At 65.6% G+C, this 18792-nt stretch carries 15 protein-coding genes; 5 read left to right on the forward strand and 10 right to left on the reverse strand.

Translation table 11 applies throughout. The annotated features are described in order from the left end of the window. The first annotated feature begins 1 nt into the window (after position 1). From ertD to JQ639_RS04720, 5 genes are read left to right on the forward strand one after another with little or no spacing between them, the layout of a single operon-like run. Positions 2-1384: a hydantoin-5-propionate amidohydrolase gene (gene ertD / locus JQ639_RS04700; protein WP_211969176.1), complete on the forward strand. Its 1383-nt coding sequence runs from the start codon at positions 2-4 to the stop codon at positions 1382-1384. After that, positions 1384-2643, forward strand: coding sequence for an N-carbamyl-l-glutamate amidohydrolase ErtE (gene ertE, locus JQ639_RS04705; protein ID WP_211969175.1), 1260 nt, complete (start codon positions 1384-1386; stop codon positions 2641-2643). Before ertD ends, ertE begins: the two co-directional genes overlap by 1 nt. A 27-nt stretch (positions 2644-2670) precedes the next feature. Further along, complete coding sequence (gene ertC / locus JQ639_RS04710) at positions 2671-3759, forward strand: thiohydantoin desulfurase (RefSeq protein WP_211969174.1); 1089 nt, start codon at positions 2671-2673, stop codon at positions 3757-3759. An 11-nt stretch (positions 3760-3770) separates the two neighbouring features. Next, positions 3771-5411: a thiourocanate hydratase gene (gene ertB / locus JQ639_RS04715; protein ID WP_211969173.1), complete on the forward strand. Its 1641-nt coding sequence runs from the start codon at positions 3771-3773 to the stop codon at positions 5409-5411. A 30-nt stretch (positions 5412-5441) separates the two neighbouring features. Beyond that, positions 5442-6800 carry a UbiD family decarboxylase gene (locus JQ639_RS04720; RefSeq protein ID WP_211969172.1) on the forward strand — a complete coding sequence of 453 codons (1359 nt, stop codon included), beginning with the start codon at positions 5442-5444 and terminating at the stop codon, positions 6798-6800. 38 nt (positions 6801-6838) lie between these two features. Here JQ639_RS04720 and JQ639_RS04725 read toward each other — a convergent pair whose 3' ends face one another. The 10 genes from JQ639_RS04725 to atzD form a co-directional block, all read right to left on the reverse strand. Next, complete coding sequence (locus JQ639_RS04725; RefSeq protein ID WP_211969171.1) at positions 6839-7732, reverse strand: bestrophin family protein; 894 nt, start codon at positions 7730-7732, stop codon at positions 6839-6841. Further along, positions 7729-8250 (reverse strand): ankyrin repeat domain-containing protein, encoded by a 522-nt coding sequence (locus JQ639_RS04730; protein WP_211969170.1) that lies wholly within the window; start codon positions 8248-8250, stop codon positions 7729-7731. Before JQ639_RS04730 ends, JQ639_RS04725 begins: the two co-directional genes overlap by 4 nt. 795 nt (positions 8251-9045) lie before the next feature. Continuing rightward, positions 9046-9330 carry a hypothetical protein gene (locus JQ639_RS04735; RefSeq protein WP_211969169.1) on the reverse strand — a complete coding sequence of 95 codons (285 nt, stop codon included), beginning with the start codon at positions 9328-9330 and terminating at the stop codon, positions 9046-9048. A 401-nt stretch (positions 9331-9731) separates the two neighbouring features. After that, positions 9732-11513, reverse strand: a complete 1782-nt coding sequence (locus tag JQ639_RS35610; protein WP_211969168.1) for an adenine deaminase C-terminal domain-containing protein — start codon at positions 11511-11513, stop codon at positions 9732-9734. Positions 11514-11682: 169 nt separating this feature from the next. Continuing rightward, entirely contained in the window at positions 11683-12750 is a 1068-nt protein-coding gene (locus tag JQ639_RS04745; RefSeq protein WP_211969167.1) for a hypothetical protein, read from the reverse strand. A gap of 253 nt (positions 12751-13003) precedes the next feature. Continuing rightward, positions 13004-13255 carry a helix-turn-helix domain-containing protein gene (locus JQ639_RS04750; protein ID WP_211969166.1) on the reverse strand — a complete coding sequence of 84 codons (252 nt, stop codon included), beginning with the start codon at positions 13253-13255 and terminating at the stop codon, positions 13004-13006. A 42-nt stretch (positions 13256-13297) separates the two neighbouring features. After that, positions 13298-14824, reverse strand: a complete 1527-nt coding sequence (locus JQ639_RS04755; protein ID WP_349644732.1) for a malonate--CoA ligase — start codon at positions 14822-14824, stop codon at positions 13298-13300. Then, positions 14821-16212 (reverse strand): malonyl-CoA decarboxylase, encoded by a 1392-nt coding sequence (locus JQ639_RS04760; protein WP_211969165.1) that lies wholly within the window; start codon positions 16210-16212, stop codon positions 14821-14823. Before JQ639_RS04760 ends, JQ639_RS04755 begins: the two co-directional genes overlap by 4 nt. A gap of 25 nt (positions 16213-16237) precedes the next feature. Beyond that, positions 16238-17671 (reverse strand): amidase, encoded by a 1434-nt coding sequence (locus tag JQ639_RS04765; RefSeq protein WP_211969164.1) that lies wholly within the window; start codon positions 17669-17671, stop codon positions 16238-16240. Between the two features lie 4 nt (positions 17672-17675). Continuing rightward, positions 17676-18767 carry a cyanuric acid amidohydrolase gene (atzD, locus tag JQ639_RS04770; protein ID WP_211969163.1) on the reverse strand — a complete coding sequence of 364 codons (1092 nt, stop codon included), beginning with the start codon at positions 18765-18767 and terminating at the stop codon, positions 17676-17678. Positions 18768-18792: the final 25 nt, after the last annotated feature.

An 18792-nucleotide genomic window follows, 5' to 3' on the forward strand; every position in this document is an offset into this window, starting at 1 on the left:
CATGAGTGATTTTGATCTGGTCGTCACCGGCCGTGTCGTCCTCACCGATCGCGTGATCGAGGATGGCTATGTCGCCGTGCGCAACGGCGTGGTCGAGCGCGTCGGCAGCGGCCGCGCGCCCCAGTCCCGCGAGCGGCAGGATTTCGGCGCCGCCTATGTCTTGCCCGGCGCGATCGACTCCCAGGTCCACTCCAAGTCGCAGCTCGGCCAGGAAGACTTCATCTGGTCGACCCGCGCCGCCGCGGCCGGCGGCGTCACCACCGTGGTCGACATGCCCTACGACGCCGGATTCCTGGTCTGCACCGGCGACCGCGTGCGGCAGAAGATCGCCGAGGCCGGCGCCCAGACGCGCGTCGACTTCGCCCTCTACGGCACGATCAACCCCGAGGACGGCGCCAGGCACATCGCCGGCATGGTCGAGGCCGGCGCGGCGGCGTTCAAGTTCTCCACCTTCTGCACCGACCCCAAGCGCTTCCCCCGCATCGCGCCGCAGACGCTCTATGAGTGCTTCGTCGAGATCGGCAAGCATGGCCTCGCCGCCGGCGTCCACAACGAGAACGACGAGATGGTGCGCGCGGCCATGAAGGCCGTGGAAGACTCCGGCATTCGCGACCATCGCGCCCACGGCCTGTCCCGCCCGCCGGTGACCGAAACACTGGCGATGGCCGAGGTCTACGAGATCGGCGCCCAGGCCGGCTGCTCCTCCCATATCGTCCACTGCTCGGTCGGCCGCGGCTACGACCTCTGCGAGAGCTACCGCCGGCAGGGTTTTGACAGCACCATCGAGGCCTGCATCCACTATCTCGTCCTCGACGAGGAGAACGACGTCGCCCGTCTCGGTGGCAAGGCCAAGATCAATCCCCCGATCCGGCCGCGCCGCGAGGTCGAGGCACTGTGGCGGCATCTCGCCGCCGGCAATGTCACCGTGGTCTCGACCGACCATGTCAGTTGGTCGGAGGACCGCAAGACCAATCCGGACATGCTCAAGAACTCGTCGGGCGTACCCGGTCTCGAAGTGCTCTATTCCCTGCTGCTCAAGGGCCTGACCGAACGCAACATCGACGTGACCTGGGCGGCCCGCCTGCTCGCGGCCAATCCGGCGCGGCTGTTCCGCATCGGCGACCGCAAGGGGGCGATCGCGCCCGGTCATGACGCCGACATCGTGGTGATGGCGCATGCGCCGCACCGCTACGATCCCGCCGCCAGTGGCCATAACTTCGTGACCTGGAGCCCCTACGCCGGCATCGAGCTGCCCTATCGCCCGGTTGTGACCTTCCTGCGCGGCAGGATGATCTATGACGGCAAGGACGTGCTCGCCGAGCCCGGCAGCGGCGCCTTCGTCCGGCCATTGCCTGCCGCGACCCGCCTCGGGGCCGCGCACTGATGAGCGCCTCCCGTCCGCCGATCGACAGCGACCGTCTGTGGAACGACGTGATGGCTCTGGGAGCCATCACGGATCCAGATCGCCCCTACACGCGCCGGTCGTTTTCGGCGCGCTTCCTCGAGGGGCGGCAATGGCTGCGTGAGCGGTTCGAGGCCGCCGGCCTGTCGGTGCGGCTCGACACCGGCGCCAACGTGATCGCCCGCCTCGAAGGCAGCGTGCCGGACGCGCCGCCGATCATGCTGGGCTCGCATTCCGACACGGTGCCGTCGGGTGGCCGCTTCGACGGCATTGCCGGCATCCTCACGGCGCTCGAAGCCGTGCGCGCACTGAAAGAGGCCGGCTACACGCCGCGCCATCCCATCGAGATCGTCGATTTTCTCGCCGAGGAGCCGAGCGAGTACGGCGTCTCCTGCGTCGGCAGCCGCGCCATGGTTGGTGCGCTCGATGCGAAGATGCTTGGTTACACCAACGCAAAGGGCGAGACGCTGGCCGCAGCTATCACCCGTGTCGGCGGCGACCCGGCGCGCTTCGATGAGGCCAGGCCATCCGCCATCGCCGGCTATCTCGAACTCCACATCGAGCAGGGCACTGTGCTCGAGAGCAACGCCATCCCGCTCGGGCTGGTGACCGCGATCGTCGGCATCGTCCGTGTCGAGATCGTATTCCACGGCGCGGCCGACCATGCCGGAACGACCCCGATGGCCTATCGGCACGACGCCGCCGTGCCCGCGGCCGGTCTGGTGACCGCGATCGCCGCGCGCGCCAGGGACATCGCCGACCGTGGCGAGGGCCACTTCGTGGCCACCACCGGTGTGCTCGAGATCAGCCCCAATGCCGCCAATGTCGTTCCCGGTGGAGCGCGCATGATCGTCGACATTCGCGCCGAAGACGCCGCCGTGATGGACGACTTCGCCACGTGGCTCGACCAGGAGAGCCAGGCTATCGCGATCCGGACCGGCGTCGCGCGCGCCAGCTTCTCCGTGCTGTCGCGCAACCTGCCCTCGCCGTGCGACGCTCACCTGCGCGACGTGCTGCAGCGCGCCGCCGACAAGCTGGGTCATTCCACCATGTCGCTGGCGTCGGGCGCCGGCCACGACGCCGCGTTCGTGTCGCGCATCGGGCCGAGCGCGATGCTGTTCATTCCCTGCCGCGAAGGCAAGAGTCACTGCCCCGAGGAATGGGCCGAGCCCGAGGCGCTGGCCACCGGCGCCGCCACCCTGTTCGAAGCCATCCGCCTGCTCGACGGGCAGAACACTTGACGCCGTAACCGGCCGAAGGAGAGCCACATGGGACGTATTCTGGGACCGAAAGATGTCGAAGCGGCCGTCAAGGGCGGCTCGGTGTTCGCCGCCGGCGGCGGCGGCTGGGCCGACCATGGCCGGATGCTCGGCACTGCCGCGGTGAACGCCGGCAAGCCCGAGCTGGTGTCGATGGACGAAGTCCCCGACGACGCCTGGATCGCCACCGCTGCCGCGATCGGCGCGCCCGCCGGCACCACCGAGTGGGAAATGCGTGGCGTCGACTACGTCAAGGCGGTGCAGCTCGTCCAGGAGGCGCTCGGCGCTCCGATCTACGGCTTGATGATCGGCCAGAACGGCAAGTCCAGCACGCTCAACGGCTGGCTGCCGTCCGCCATCCTCGGCACCAAGGTGGTCGATGCCGTCGGCGATATCCGCGCCCATCCCACCGGGGACATGGGCTCGATCGGCCTCGCCAAATCGCCACAGCAGATGATCCAGTCGGCCGTCGGCGGCAACCGCAGCAAGAACTCCTACATCGAGCTGGTGATCCGCGGCGCCACCGCGAAGATCTCGCCGGTCCTGCGCACGGCGTCCGACATGTCCGGCGGCTTCATCGCGTCCTGCCGCAATCCCCTGCCCGCCTCGTATGTGAAGAAGAATGCCGCGCTCGGCGGCATTTCGATCGCGCTGGGGCTCGGCGAAGCCATCATCGATGCCGAGCCGAAAGGCGGCTCGGCCGTGATCGACGCCATCGTCAAGCAGACCAGGGGCGCCATCATCGGCCAGGGCAAGGTGCGCAGGAAGGCGGTCGTCTACACCAATGAGGCGTTCGACGTCGGCACTATCACCATCGGCGACGGCGCCAAGGCGGTGACGCTGCATGTCATGAACGAATACATGGCGGTCGACAGCGCCGACGGCGAGCGTCTCTCCGGCTTCCCGGACGTCATCACCACGCTGAATCCGCAGGGTGAGCCGGTCAGCGTCGGCGAGCTGCGCGAGGGCGACGAGCTGCTGGTGCTGCGCATTCCCAAATCCGTCATTCCGCTGTCGTCCAGCGTCACCGACCCCTCGGTCTATCCGGTGGTCGAGAAGGCGCTCGGCATCAACCTGACCGACTACGCGCTCCGCTGAGGACGACCGACATGGCACGCAGCTTCAATGTGACCTCGGGCGGCCAGATCCGCTGCCGCGGCTGGCGGCAGGAAGGGCTGCTGCGCCTGCTGGAGAATGTCCTCGCCGTCGGCGAGGACCCTGACAACCTCATCGTCTATGCCGCGCTCGGCCGCGCCGCGCGCGACTGGCCGTCCCATGACCGCATCGTCGAGGCGCTCAAGACCATCGACACCGGCGAGACGCTGCTGGTGCAGTCCGGCAAGCCGATCGGCGTGCTGCGCACCCACGCCCGCGCGCCCGTGGTCATCATGGCCAACTGCAACATGGTCGGCCAGTGGGCCAAGGCCGAGAAGTTCTACGACCTCGCCAACAAGAACCTGATCTGCTGGGGCGGTCTCACGGCTGGCGACTGGCAGTACATCGGCTCGCAGGGCGTCATCCAGGGCACCTATGAGATCTTCATGCGGATCGCCGCCCGCCACTTCGGCGGCAGCCTCGCCGGACGGTTCGTGCTGACCGCAGGTCTCGGCGGCATGGGCGGAGCCCAGCCCCTCGCCGGCACCATGGCGGAAGCCGCGATCCTGTGCATCGAGGTCGACGAGACGCGGATCGACAAGCGCATGGCGATCGGCTTCCTCGATGCCAAGGCCGCCTCGCTCGACGAGGCGCTGGCGATGATCCGCACCGCGCAGGCCGAGAAACGACCGCTGTCTGTCGGCCTGTGCGCCAATGCCGCCGATATCTATCCCGAAATCGCCCGGCGCGGCATCGTCCCCGACGTCGTCACCGACCAGACCGCCGCCCACGACCTCGTCTACGGCTATGTCCCCGCAGGCCGGCCGCTCGCGGAAGTTCGCGCGCTGCGCACCGAGAATCCGCAGTTGCTGATGGACGAGTCGATGCGGTCGATCGTGCGCCATGTCTCGGCCATGCTCGAGTTCCAGGCCAGGGGCGCCGTGGTGTTCGACAACGGCAACCTGATCCGCACCCATGCAAAGAACGGCGGCGTTGCCAACGCCTTCGACATTCCGATCTTCACCGAAGCCTTCCTGCGCCCGCTGTTCGCCCGCGCCATCGGCCCGTTCCGCTGGATCGCGCTGTCGAACGATCCCGACGACATCCGCAAGATCGACGACCTCCTGCTGGAAAAGTTCCCGGACAACCAGATCGTGTCCAACTGGGTGCACCTCGCGCGCAAGCATGTGCCGTTCGAGGGGCTGCCGGCGCGCATCGCCTGGCTCGGCCATGGCGAGCGCACTGAACTCGGCCTCGCCGTCAACCGCATGGTGCGCGAGCATCGCCTGTCCGGCCCGATCGCGTTCACGCGTGACCACCTGGATGCGGGCGCGATGGCCCACCCCAACATCATGACCGAGAACATGCGGGATGGCTCCGACGCCATCGCCGACTGGCCGCTGCTCAACGCCATGGTCAACTGCGCCTCCCAGGCCGACCTCGTTGCGATCCATTCCGGCGGCGGTGGTTATTCCGGCTACATGACCAGCGCCGGGGTGACGCTGATCGCCGACGGCACCGCTGCCGCCGACGAGCGGCTAGCGCTGACCCTGACCAACGACACCTCCACCGGCGTGATGCGCTATGCTGACGCCGGCTACGAGGATTCGTATGACGAAATCCGGAAGACCGGCATCAACCACTTCCGCCTCTGAAACGCCAACCACCGGACCGGCGACGACACCATGACTGACCAGAGCATGCGCGGCCTGATCGCCGCGCTGGACGCCCGCGGCGACCTTCACCGCGTCACCCGCAACGTCGATCCGAAGTTCGAGCTCGGCGCCGTGCTGGCGCTGCGTGATCGCGGGCCAGCCCAGTTGTTCGAGAACGTCGGGGGATCGCCCATACCGGTGGTCGGCAACCTGCTGTCGAGCCGCGAGCGCTATGCGCTCGGCCTCGGCATTCCGGTCTCGGACCTCGACCAGCGCCTGGCCACAGCGCTGCACCGTCCGATCGCTCCCAAAATGGTCGACAGCGCACCGGTCCAGGCCGTGGTGCAGACCGACGCCATCGACCTCGCCCGCTTGCCCGTGCCGAGCTGGTTCGAGCGCGAGGTCGCCCCCTACATCACCGCCGGCGTGATCATCGCCAGGGATCCGGAGACCGGACGGCGCAACGTCTCGATCGCCCGCCTGCGCCTCGAAGGCGGCGGCCGAATCATGGCGGGCATCGCCAAGAACCATCACCTCTACCTGATCGCCGACAAGGCCAAGGCGATGGGCCGCAAGCTCGAGATCGCGGTGGCGATCGGCAACCACACCGCCGTGCTGCTGGGATCGCAGCTCTATCTCGGCCTCGGCGACGACGAATACGACAACATCGGCGGCCTGCTTGGCGAGCCGCTGGAACTGGTCAAATGCCGGACGGTGGATCTCGAAGTCCCCGCCCATGCCGAAATCGTGCTCGAGGGCGAGCTCGACCCGGACGAGCTGATCGACGAAGGGCCGGTGTCGGAATTCCACGGCTTCTATGTCAATTACGGCCCTGGCATCGGCGGAACCATCCGCTGCATCACCCGCCGCAGCGACGCTATCTACCAGGCGATCCTGCCCGGCTACGCCAGCGAACACTGCCTGCTCGGCGGCATCGCGATCGCGGCAACGCTGTGCCAGGCGCTGCAGCGCATGATCCCGGCGGTGCGCCGTGTCCTGATCACCGAAGGCGGCATGGGCCGCCTCCACGCCGTGATCTCGATGCACCGCCCCCGCCTCGGCGAGGGCAAACGCGCCGTCCTGCTCGCCATGGGCCAGGTCAACCTGCTCAAGCTGGTGACAGTGGTCGACGACGACATCGACATCGAGAATCCGCGCGAGGTCGAATGGGCGCTGGCGGCCCGCTTCCGCGGTCACGAGGATCTCGTCGTCATCCCCGGCGTCAAGGCCGACCGCTGCGATCCCGTCCACGAGGACCTCACCGTCGCCAAGATCGGCATGGTGGCGACCACACGCCCCGGCGATGGCGAGCCGCTGTCGCGCTCCGAGCTCGTGCGCGCACCGGAGCAGGTGCTGCAGCAGGTCCGGCGCGACCTCGACCAGTATTGAGCCAGCCGGCATCGGCGCGGCATGACGCCGCGGCGATGCTACAGCAGCACGTAGTCGCGCGCCTCGAGCGGAGGTGGCAGATCCCGGCCCATGGCATGGAGCAGATCGCGCTCGATGGTTCTGACCATGGCATCGAGCGGCAGGTCGTTCGGCTCCGTTCCGAACGGATCACTCAATTCGTCGCCAAGGGCATCCAGCCCGAAGAAGGCATAGCAGACGAGGACGGTCGGCAGCGGCGTCCACCAGCCAAGCGAGGGCGCCAGCGCGAACGGCAACAGCAGGCAGAAGGCATAAGCCGTGCGGTGGAGCAGCAGGGAATAGGAGAACGGCAGCGGGGTGGACTTGATGCGCTCGCAGCCGCCCTGAACATGCGCCATCTCGTTCAGTTGCGTCTCCAGCAGTGAATAGTGGATGGCGTCGGTCGGACCGGCACCGGCGAGCTCCCGGCAGCCGCGTCCGACGGCGGCAAGCACGGCATCCGTGGGGTTCGGTGCGCCGGCCCACGGGCCGTCACCGACATGGCGGGCGATCGCCGCATACTCGTCGCTGCCGCGCAAGCGCGCCGCGAGGCCTGCCGCGAAACCGCACAGCCCCCGCAGCAGCGGATCGCGCCGTGACGGTTCGACCGTGGCGACCTGGCGGGAGAACGAACGGCTGGCGATGATGAGCTGGCCCCACAGCTTGCGGCCTTCCCACCACCGATCGTAGCAGGCGGTGTTGCGGAAGCTCATGAAGATCGACAGCGACAGGCCGATGAGGGTGAACGGCATCGCCGCGAGCCCCGCAAAGTACAACGGGTGGGCCTGGGCGAGGAGCACCGCCACGCCGGACACGACCAGCATGAACAGCAGCGGGCGCACGATGCGCCGCAGGATCGAGCCGCGAACCGCAAAGATGACGTCCCGAAAACTCGGGCGGCCCCGCACGATCATGGCAACGATCCCTCCCCCGACAACCGGTCGGCCATGACAGCATTGCCACGCGCCCGGGCGACCGACAGCGCGGTGTTGCCGGTGCTGTCCTTGATGCCGGCGTCGGCGCCGGCGGCCAGCAACAACTCGGCGATGCCATTCTGGCCATAGGAGATCGCCATCATCAGGGCCGTCTGGCCGGTCCCCGTCCGGGCGTTGACGTTCGTCCCGGCGGCGATCAGCCGGCGGGCGATCGCCTCATATCCCTTGAAGGCGACGCCCATCAGCGCTGTATTGCCGGTTCGTGCATGAATGCCATTGGGATCGGCGCCCTCGGCCAGCAGGAGTGCGGTCACCGCCTCGTGGCCGTTGTAGCTTGCGATGATCAGCGGGCTGAAGCCGCGCCCATCCCGTGCATCGACATCGACGCCGGCGTGCAGCAGACCCGGAATGTCGGCCTCGCGGCCATTCCTGCAGGCGTCGAACAGCCGTTGCATCAACTCGTCCATCGGCACGCCGGACAGCCCACCCTCGCTCATCGATCGCGCTCCCGTTCTCTCCAAAACCCCGGACGACATCGCCGTGCGCCGGAGAAGCATCGTCTCGTCGTTCACCGTCCCCCGGTATAAAGGGTCTCTCGGGCGGCCTCCAGACAGCTCACGCACCTCGAACGCACGGCCGTTCCGCGCCGCGGTTCCGCAACAACGCGTCTTGTCACCATCTTGGCGGTTCGTGTCCGGCCGCGAACACCCTCGCCTGCCCACCGCGTGCCGCGACCGGCAACACGGCCCTCCATGTCGACATCGCCGACGCTCGCCGATGCGGCGACAACGCGGCAGGTTCACCTCGCGAGGCCGTCGTGACGGCCTCCATCACGCACGCGAGGCGCACGGCGACGAGCGACGACCATCCTGCCTGCGACGATACACTTGATGGTATTATTTTTAGGAGTCTGGTGTATGCTCATCACTGCGCGTCGAGAGCGATGATCGTTTCACTCGATCGCGCATCATCAAGCGAAGAGGACCATATGGCCAAGAAAGCGAAGAAGGCGAAGAAAGCGAAGACGGCGAAGGCGACCAAGAAGGTCGCAAAGAAGGTCGCCAAGAAGAAGAAGGCCAAGAAGTAATCACGCCCGACGCGTGATACGCAGTCGCCATCTGCCGTGCCGGCCGTCAATTGAATACCAGCCGGAGCTGAATGGCGATTACAGGACTGAGACCAGACCCATGTGCAGCAATGGCTGCAACAGCCTCAAGGCGGTGCACATGGGTCCGGTTTTGCCGTTGCCGAACAACCCGGCTTCGCGCACCGATCTCGAGCCGCCGCCGCCATCAACCACGACAGACCAGCAGCAAACGGGCTGCGCGCGCCTCCGGCTGGCCAGACACGCGACCGCCATCGCATCCAGCGGATGAAGGCGCCGTCGTCGTCACGGTCATGTCGAGCACCATCACCCGGGTTTCGAGAGCCAGATCGGCCTGCGCCGCCAGACACGTCACCACCCGCGCCAGCACGAGCAGCGTCGCCGCGAGCATCACGCCTCCGACCACCAGTTGCGCATGAAGGCGCTTGATGGCGGCTCGGCAGTCAACGAACACCTCGAAAGCGTTGTTCATGATGCGGCTCCGTCCCGCTCCAGTCGTCTTTCGGAGCCGAGCTATAGTCCGAGTCGCACAATGGCCGCCTCAGGCTTATTTCTCGCCGCATTAGCGACTCGTTTACGACTCGGAGCCTGTCGCTTGAGGCCTACCGGCGCATCCGGCGGGCTGTGGCCACCATCTAACCAGCTGATTTAACGCAACTTCTTCCAGCTGGGCCGAACCGACGTTCCTCCCATCGCCAGTGGCTCCCGCCGCTGGCGCCCATGGCCATGATTGAGAGCATGGCCAAGACCGGGGGGCCGCTTCGGACCAGGCAGCGGGACACGTCAAGGGAAGGACCGCGCAACACGATGCCGCCATCGTGTTGCACGGCGCGCGTGATGGCTATTCGGAGGCAGTTACTTCAGCAATCCCATCTACTCCAGAAATCCATGGCGATCCGCCAAGTAGAACACCTCCAGAAGCGTGTTGACGGCCGTGCCAGACTTCTTGTGCCCCATCGCGTCAAGCGCCTCGTCCAGCTTATCGGACCGTTTGATGAGCTCGGAGACCGAATAGTCCGTCATCATGCCGTAGATCGCCATGGGCACGGCCTGTTTTACGCTGCCAGCGTCCGCGGCAACAAACCCGCCCATGGACTTGTCGGCTTCCTTGAGCGCGACATACATGTCGTTGAGGTTTGTCCCCATGGTGATGACATTGGGACGGGGCGCTGAGAACCCGACCGCGACAGCACCGCTCTTCATCGGGAACTGGCGAATGAAGCCGGTCACGATCGTCCGCTGGTTGTCTTTCGCATAGCGCTGGATGATGGCGAAGTGGAGCAGCTTCTCCCCGTTCAACTCGGGAACGATCTCGCCATTAGCCATCGGCAGCCAGACGTCGTGCGAGAACCCCTGCGGACCAAAACCAAAGAAATTGAAGACAGTTACCTTGGCCCTGCTGCGATCCGCGGAGACCTCGATCGGCTTGACCTTCAGATCCCCGAGCTTGAAGTCGTCGAGCCCCCTGGTCGGCCTCGTCACGAGGCTCGTGTAGTCGATGGTCGCGTTCCTGAGCAGCTTTCCGTCCTGGGCCACGAGCTGACCGCCCTTGAAGACATACCGAGGCGTGAAGCTCCGGAGATCGTCGACCAGGACGATGTCGGCGAAGCGGCCCGGCGTGAGCGATCCGAGCTTGTCCTCCATCTTGAAGTGCTTGGCCGTATTGTAGCTGGTCATCTTGATCGCAGTGATCGGATCCAGCCCGCGCGCGACGGCATCCTTAATCGCTACGTCGAGATGGCCGACCCGCATCATATGCTCGACCGCCAGATTGTCGGTCGACATCATGACGTTCTCTGTCGGGATGCGCGCATTGACGAGGCCGGGCACGATATTGTCGATGCCATGCAGGCCGTACATCAGGAAGGACGGCAGGCCGATCCTGAGATTGTTATCGATGTCGCCGACATTCCAGTTGTCGTGATCGTCCATCTGCCCCAGCGCTGGAAACAAGTTCTCCTGATAGGGCGCGATGTCGCTGACGTGGCCCGAGATCAGCTTGTTCTTCGAACGCGCATAGGCGACCTTCTTCAGGTCCTCGTAACCATCGTTGAAGACCTTCGACGGATTCATCTCGCCGAGTCCGAGGATGAAATCCCAATCCAGCATCCCGCTGACGATATCGAATTTGACCTTCTTGCCCGGAGCGAAGGGATAGATCCGGTAAGGCAGCTCCTCGTGCCGGTTGAAAAGCACCTTCGCAGCCTTCAGGCCGTCGTCACCCGCGGCACTGACGAGGTCCAGACACTCGGCGAAAACGGTGGTGATGCCGTGCGGAACCATGGCTTCCGCCAGGGCCGTTGGCGTCACCAGTTGCGATTCGACATGGAAATGCCCGTCGATGAGGCCAGGCACCGCGTACAGTCCCTGCCCGTCGAATTCCTCCCGCGCCGTGCCGGCTTCGGGGTCAATCGCGGCGATCCTGCCATCGGTAATCAGCAATGATCCCGGATGGACCGCCTCGCGATAGACATCAACGATGTTGATGTTCCTGATCAGCAGGTCGGCCTTTTCCTTCCGCTCGATGATGTTGCGAAGTTTTTTCGCCTCCGCGAGTTCGGTCTGGAAATCGGAGGCGTACGTTGTGCGATCGGCCGTCATCAGGCAGAGCACGGTCGCCAGAAGCAGAGGGACGACATTTCGATGCGTTGTCACAGCGCAGTTCCTTTCGATGTGATGAGAGCAAGGCGAGACGCCGACGGGCGCCCGACAGGCCCGATCAATGCGTGATGCTGCGAACGTAAGCCGGCGCCCGAGAGCCCGTTACCGGCGAGATTGACGCCCATCGGGACAGGTCGGGGTGCCGGCGCACGCCCGGATCGGCTCAGAACTTCACCGAGATCCCGGAGTACAGGGACTTCTCGGTGCAGCTCTTGTTGTTGACACCATTCGCGAAGAAGCACGCTCCAACCGCAGGATTGCTGTCATCGAGGCCGAACTTGTTGTGCCAGTAGAGGTAGGCCACCCAGACGTCCACGAAGTGGCTGTACTTCTTCCCCCACAGCAGCTTGCTGGCGTCGAAGGTCAGACGAACTGGCTCGCTGTTGATTTCCATCCTGGTGTTGTTGGAGCTGGGAACGGTCAGCCCGCCGTACGAACCGTCGCCTTTCGATCCGCGGAAACTGGCGCGGCCGCTCACTGCGAAATACTGCATGCTCTCCGGCAGGAAGCCGAGATCCATGTAGTAATTGAGCTCGACCGACCAGGTCGGATGAAAGCGCGTATTGCCGTCAGGAAGACCGGTAAAGCCGGCTGGCATGAAGCCCGGCATCAGGAATGCATTGTGATTCCATTCCTGATAGTACACCGGCGAGACGTTGAAGTAGCCTTTGTACGGCAGGTCGAACGCGAACTGCAGACCCGCAACAATGTCCTTCTTGTTCGGCGCCAGAAACTGGTTCTCGACCTCCGTATCCGCTCCAATTACGAACGAAATGTTGCTGAGCGGACCGATCGTGAAGGCCTTGGTGTCGAAGATCTGATTCCAGCCGAACGTGCTCCGAAACAGGCCATAGAACTCCGCGGTCCCGGCGCAGGCATTCGGCACGCCCACGGTGCCCAGGCAGGGCGACGCCGGATCACGGCTGTCTGATTTCAGCATCTCCAGCTCGACGAAATTGGTGCCGTAGGCCCAGACGTCGAAATGGGTGAAAGCGAAAACCTGCTTGGCCGTCCGAGAAGCAGCTCCAGGTTCGGTCGCCGTAAACGCGTATGCGTAAGTCAAGCGGTTGTCGTTGACGATGAACCACGGCACGTCGAGCACCGACTTCGGCGCCTTTGTCGGCGCGTCGATGTCGGCGGCAAACGCCATCCCGACCGATAGCCCTGTGATGGTCAGCGCGGCTCCGATCAGTTTCGTCAGCCAGGCCGGCTTGCCGTTTCGCAAATGCATTTCCCCCTCCATTGAATGGATGTCGGGCTGCGCCCGATCATCGCTGCGCCATGTCGTCGCAGCGAGAGGATTACGACGTCTTCGCGAGTAAAAGACAACGCGAATACATAATGAGAATAATGAATTACTTTAAGCGTTGCCAATGAATGACATGGATACAAGTAATACTGCAAAAGATATCATTTGAAGACAGCATGATGATTTTGCGCGGCAGGAAGATCCCCCTGCACAATTGCAGACGGGATTCCCAGAACTATGCCGACATATCGTCGTTGAATTTCAGTCGAACGCCCGGACAGGGGAATCCGATGAACTCGATGCCCGCCTGCTCGAACGCATGGCGCAGCCGGTCGACTGTTGCGACATGCGCCGGAATCGACTGCTCCTTCGATCCCTCGAGGCGCCGGATTGTCGAGATCGCCACACCGGACTGACGCGCAAGTTGGGGCTGAGCCCAACCGAGCAGCGAGCGCGCCGCCTTGATCTGACGCGTCATGACCAGCATGGCGTTACCCCTTCGTCGATCTCCCGCCGCGTGACACCGTGCTCAAGCCTGCGCCGAGAACAGATCGCTGTACGCCTCGCGCAGCGCCGCCTTCTGCACCTTGCCCATGGCGTTGCGCGGCAAGGCTTCGACAACGATCACCCGTTTGGGCTGCTTGTAGCGCGCGAGCCTGTCCTTCAGGGCGTCGAGGATGGTATGCTCCGACAGGTCGGCACCGGGCGCGGCGACGACAATGGCCGCAACGCCCTCGCCGAAATCGGGATGCGGCAGACCGATCACCGCGCTTTCCAGCACGTCATCGAGCGCATCGACCTCCGCCTCGACCTCGACCGGATAGACATTGAATCCTCCGGAGATAATGAGATCCTTGGCACGGCCGACGATCTGGACGTAGCCGTCGTCGTCGATCTTCCCGAGATCGCCGGTGATGAAAAAGCCGTTCGGGCGAAATTCCTGCTGCGTCTTCTCCGGCATGTTCCAGTACCCTCTGAACACGCCCGGCCCCCGCACCTCGATCATCCCGGTGCTGCCCCGCGCCAGTTCGACACCTGTCTCGGGATCGGCGATCCGCAGATCGACTCCCGGCAGCGGAAAGCCGACCGTCCCTGCCCGCCGTTCGCCCGCGTACGGGTTCGAGGTGATCATATTGGTCTCGGTCATGCCGTAGCGTTCGAGAATCGCGTGTCCGGTCCTGTCCCGCCACGCCAGATGGGTCTCCTGCAGCAGCGGCGCCGACCCGGACACAAACAGGCGGATGCCCGCCGTCGTCTCGCGCGTGAGACCCGCATGGCCGAGCAAGCGGACATAGAAGGTCGGCACGCCCATCAGCACGGTGGCGCGCGGCAGCGCCGCGACGATGGCATCGGCATCGAAGGCCGGAAAGAAGATCAGCCGCGCGCCAGCCAGCAGCGTGACGTTGATCGCGACAAACAGCCCGTGGGTGTGAAACACCGGCAGCGCATGAATCAGGACATCATTGGCATCGAAGCGCCAGAGATCGGCGAGCGCGGCCGCGTTCGACTGGAGGTTGCCGTGGGTTAGCATCGCGCCCTTGGAGCGTCCGGTCGTGCCCGACGTGTAGAGAATGGCCGCCAGATCGTCGCCCTCGCGCGGCACGGTCGCAAACGTGTCGGAAGCTCCGGCTATTTTCGCGGCAAAGCTGCCGTCGCGGCGAATGCCCAGGCTTTCGACATGCGCAACCCCGACCGTGCGCGCCAGGTTTCGGACGACCTCCAGCGACGACGGCCGGCAGATCATGAGGCGCGGCGCCGCGTCGGACAGGAAATAGCCGAGCTCGGCGAGCGTATAGGCCGTGTTCAGCGGCAGCAGGACGGCACCGGCTCGCAGGCAGGCGAGATACACGACGACCATGTCCGGCGACTTGTCGACCTGCACCGCGACACGATCTCCGGGCATGACCCCGAGCGCCGTCAACGCATTCGCGGCCTGTGCGGCCCGGTCGAACAAATCGCCATAGCTCAAAGACAATCCGTCCGGCGTTTCGATCGCCAGCCGGGCAGGATCGGCAATGCCGCTGGACATGCGCGCGAAGAGATTGGCTGACGTCACGGTCGAATACTCCTGAGGATGGATGGGGTGCGGCTCGGCGCAAGGCTGCGCGCGGCTTTGCGGATGTCGGACGATGCCGCCACTTCACCACGGCGCGCGAACGCCGCCTGGTTGCGGGCGATCCCGGCGAGATCGTAGACATAGTTGACCATGACGCCGTGCGACTGCCGCAGGCCTCGGACGGACTGGTCGCCCAGCATATTGATGCGTTCGAGATGTGCCCCGTTCCCGAGATGAAAGCGGGCGACGGGATCGATGACCTGCCCGTCCGCCGTCCGCGCGTTCAGGACATAGTGTGCGACGAGCGGCCGCAACGCTCGCGCGATCAGGTCGCGGGCCGCCGTTTTCTGCGTCCAGCCCGGCCGATCGAGCAGGCGCAGATGCCGCCTCGTCCGCGGCGACACAACGGCCGCGTCCAGATCATCGCGAAGCCGTTGCAGCCAAGCCGCGAGGCCCGGGACAGGCGATAGCGTCACAAAGGTCCCGAGCCGCGGCAGCTCGCGCCGCAGGTCCTCGACGACCTGCTTGATCAGAAAATTGCCGAACGGCACGCCACGCAGGCCGCGCTGGGCATTCGAGATCGAATAGAACACCGCGGTCGTCGCCTCGTTGGCCGGCAGAACCGGGCGATCCTTCGCGAGCAACGGACCGATCGCGGACGGCACCGTCGTCGTCAGCGCCACCTCGACGAAGATCAGCGGCTCATCGTCCAATGCCGGATGAAAGAACGCATAGAGACGACGGTCCGGCGGATCGAGACGGCGCCGCAGCTCGGCCCAGTCGCCGATGGCATGGACGGCCTCGTAGCGAATGATGCGTTCAAGGATGGTCGCCGGAGTCCGCCAGTCGATGCGGCGCAGCGTGAGAAAACCACGGTTGAACCAGGACGCGAACAGATGGACGAAATCGTCGTCGAACGCTGCGAGCGCTGGAGCGCCCGCCGCAGCCTGCATGAGATCTTCCCGCATGCGGACGAGCGCATGGGTCCCCCCCGGAGCGTGATTCAGGGCGCGGAGCAGTTCCTGACGCCGCGGCTCGGCAGCTGTCAGCAGACGGGCCGTGCCTTTCTGGTCGGGATTGGCCAGGAAAGCGCGCGCCGCCTCCTGCAGGGCGACGAGATCGGAGCCGAACCGGGCGGCGATACCTGCCAGAAAGACCGCGCGTTCGGCCGGATCGAACGTGCGATAGCTCCGCAGGATCTCCCCCGACAGCGCGACGCTCGTGGCCTCGCTGCGCTCGCCGACCAGACGCTCGGCGAGGCCGATGAGATGTTCGATCGCCGTCGTCGCCCCGCCGCCCGGCGCGGGCCTTGGCCCGCGCCCTGCCGGTCTGCCGCGAAAGACGGCCGGCAACGGCGGCAGCAGCGACTGGACCTGCTTCAGAGACATAATCCACTCCCAGGAGAATGACCGCTCAGGTCCCCGTCGGCGCACGACCCACCACAGGCGGCCGACCGATCGGATGGGCCTGCTCCACGATTTTCATCAGGGCGAGGATCGCCGGTTCGGCGAACCGCCGGCCGACGATCTGCAGCCCTACCGGCAGACCAGCCGCGGTCTTTCCGGCCGGTATCGAGCCCGCCGGAAATCCGACAAGGGTGACCAGGAACGCAGGCGCGATCCAGTCGATGTAATTCGAGAGCCGCCGGCCACCGATCGTGTCGGGGAAATTCTGCTCGACCGGAAATGGCGAGACCGGAGCCGCCGGTGTGATCAGAAAATCGAAACGGCCGAACTGCTCGGTGAAACGCGCGAGGATGCGCTCGCGAACGTGCTCGGCCCTGGCGATATCGAGCACGCTGAGTTTCAGCCCGTCGCGCACGTTGCCGGCGAGATTGGCGCCGAGCTCATCCAGCCGGTCGATCCGCTCAAGCTGCTGTCCCACCATCCAGGCGCCGCGCAGCGACTTGTAGGCGTCGATCCCCTCGGACACGTCGAAGGCGATCTCCTCGACCCGCACACCGGCATCCACGAGGCCAAAGGCAGCCTTGCGGCAGATCGCCTCGACCTCGGCATCGACGCCAATGCCCGCGATGTCGGAGACGTAGGCAACCCGCAAGCCGCGTGGATCCTTGCGCTCGGACATCGCCGCCCGCACACTCGACCAGGGCGGCGCTGCCGACATCGGCCAGCAGGGATCGAGGCCGACCATGGCGTCGAGCATCAGCGCGGCATCGTCGGCGCTGCGCGCCAGCGGCCCGTGCACCTGTCCGGCATCGCCCGGCAGATGCATCGGCTGATTGGGGACCAGGCCCGGTGTGGTCCGGATGCCGGCGATCCCGCAAAATGATGCCGGAATCCGGATCGAGCAGCCGAAGTCCGTGCCCTGCGCCAGCGCCGACATGCCGGTCGCCACGGCAACGGCCGAGCCACCGGACGAGCCGGCCGGGCTCAGTGCCGGATTCCAGGGATTGCGCGTGGCGCCGAACACCGCGTTGACGGTGTTGGCGCCCGCCGCGAATTCCGGCGTGTTGGTCTTGCCGAGGATGATTGCACCGGCCTGGCGCAGCCGCGCCACCACCGTGGCATCCTCCGCCGGGACATGATCCCGGTACAGCGGCGAGCCGAACGTGGTGCGAAGGCCCTTGGTCGGCGTCACGTCCTTGATCACCACCGGCAGGCCATGCAGCACGCCGACCTCCTCGCCCGCCATGGCCGCGGCCTCCGCGCGCCGTGCCGCGGCACGCGCCTCGTCGGCGGCAAGGGTCACGATCGCGTTGAGACCGGGATTGAGGCGATCGATCACCGCAAGGTGGGCATCCAGAACCTCGACGGGGCTCACCCGCCGCGAACGGATGTTCGCGGCGAGTTCGCAGGCCGACAACCGGGTCAGATCGTCCGCGGCCATGGCGTCACCCCACATCCACGATGGCGATGACCGGGCCGCCACCATGCGGCCCCTGGTGCATCGCATCGACAGAGACGAACACCGCTGGATCACCGATCGCCGCCGCCGCAACGCCGCCGACCGCGGCCTTGGCATGGCGATGATGATGCACGTCGGAATCATCGAGCATAATCTGCCGGCGGCCGCGCAGCGTGCCCGAGTGGTCGGCCTCGCACTTCATGAAGCAGTTGACCACCTTCCCCTTGAGATCGCTCGCACGTGCCCGCTCCGGCAGATCGAGCCCGGCATTGCGGATGGCCTGGTAGATGCCGTCGATGTCGAGCGCATCCTTCATGACGCTGTGGCCGATACGGAAATGCCCGCCGGCGCCGGCGCGGTTGCCGAGCAGGACGATCTGGGCGCGATCGAGTTCCACGCCCGAAGAGCACGATGCGACCGAGGAGTACAGATCGAGGTCATGGCAGATCGCGCTGGCCTTTGGCATATCGATCTCGCCGAGCGCGACAGCGATGCCAAGCCCCGTTGTTCCGTTCGAGACCCCCATCGACTCGTGGAGCTCGCAAGCGACATCGTGGCCGCGGGAGCGCGCATCGCGGATGCTCTCGATGGTCAGCAGCGGCGTCTTGGTCTGCACATAGTGGACGTCCTTCGGATCGGTGATGCCGGCATTGCGCATCGCCGCGCGCACCCCTTCCGCGACCTTCTCGACCATCGCCTGCCGGCCGATGTCCTCGGGCAGGATCTGCGGGCTGAGCGCGGTGCCAAGGGTCAGGCGCATCTCGCCGGCCTTGCCGGTCTCGCCCGTGCGCACGAACACCGTGGCGTGCGGGGTGATGACGCCGTCGCAGCCCCCGGACCAGACCATGGGAATTTCCCGGACTTCCGCCTCAGAACGCGTGCCGTGCTTCATCAGCACGCCACGAAACGCCTGGTCCGACAGAATGCGGGTGAAGTCGTTGACGCCGCCATTGCCTTCGGTCTTGCCGATCACGGCGACGACCTCGTCGGCCTTGAAACGGCCGCTCGCGATGTATTCAGCGAGACCGGACGCATCCGATACGCTCTTGATTTCCACTTTCACAACGTCGATGGCCATGTGCTGAGCTCCTTTTTGACTGGAT

Origin of the sequence: Bradyrhizobium sp. U87765 SZCCT0048, from assembly GCF_018131225.1 — a bacterium.
Classification (GTDB): Bacteria; Pseudomonadota; Alphaproteobacteria; order Rhizobiales; family Xanthobacteraceae; genus Bradyrhizobium_A.

Excerpts from the sequence above, each read along its gene's own strand:
- ertD (WP_211969176.1), top strand. The coding sequence starts at position 2 with ATGAGTGATTTTGATCTGGTCGTCACCGGCCGTGTCGTCCTCACCGAT.
- ertE (WP_211969175.1), top strand. The coding sequence starts at position 1,384 with ATGAGCGCCTCCCGTCCGCCGATCGACAGCGACCGTCTGTGGAACGAC.
- ertC (WP_211969174.1), top strand. The coding sequence starts at position 2,671 with ATGGGACGTATTCTGGGACCGAAAGATGTCGAAGCGGCCGTCAAGGGC.
- ertB (WP_211969173.1), top strand. The coding sequence starts at position 3,771 with ATGGCACGCAGCTTCAATGTGACCTCGGGCGGCCAGATCCGCTGCCGC.
- JQ639_RS04720 (WP_211969172.1), top strand. The coding sequence starts at position 5,442 with ATGACTGACCAGAGCATGCGCGGCCTGATCGCCGCGCTGGACGCCCGC.
- JQ639_RS04725 (WP_211969171.1), bottom strand. The coding sequence starts at position 7,732 with ATGATCGTGCGGGGCCGCCCGAGTTTTCGGGACGTCATCTTTGCGGTT.
- JQ639_RS04730 (WP_211969170.1), bottom strand. The coding sequence starts at position 8,250 with ATGAGCGAGGGTGGGCTGTCCGGCGTGCCGATGGACGAGTTGATGCAA.
- JQ639_RS04735 (WP_211969169.1), bottom strand. The coding sequence starts at position 9,330 with ATGAACAACGCTTTCGAGGTGTTCGTTGACTGCCGAGCCGCCATCAAG.
- JQ639_RS04745 (WP_211969167.1), bottom strand. The coding sequence starts at position 12,750 with ATGCATTTGCGAAACGGCAAGCCGGCCTGGCTGACGAAACTGATCGGA.
- JQ639_RS04750 (WP_211969166.1), bottom strand. The coding sequence starts at position 13,255 with ATGCTGGTCATGACGCGTCAGATCAAGGCGGCGCGCTCGCTGCTCGGT.
- JQ639_RS04760 (WP_211969165.1), bottom strand. The coding sequence starts at position 16,212 with ATGTCTCTGAAGCAGGTCCAGTCGCTGCTGCCGCCGTTGCCGGCCGTC.
- JQ639_RS04765 (WP_211969164.1), bottom strand. The coding sequence starts at position 17,671 with ATGGCCGCGGACGATCTGACCCGGTTGTCGGCCTGCGAACTCGCCGCG.
- atzD (WP_211969163.1), bottom strand. The coding sequence starts at position 18,767 with ATGGCCATCGACGTTGTGAAAGTGGAAATCAAGAGCGTATCGGATGCG.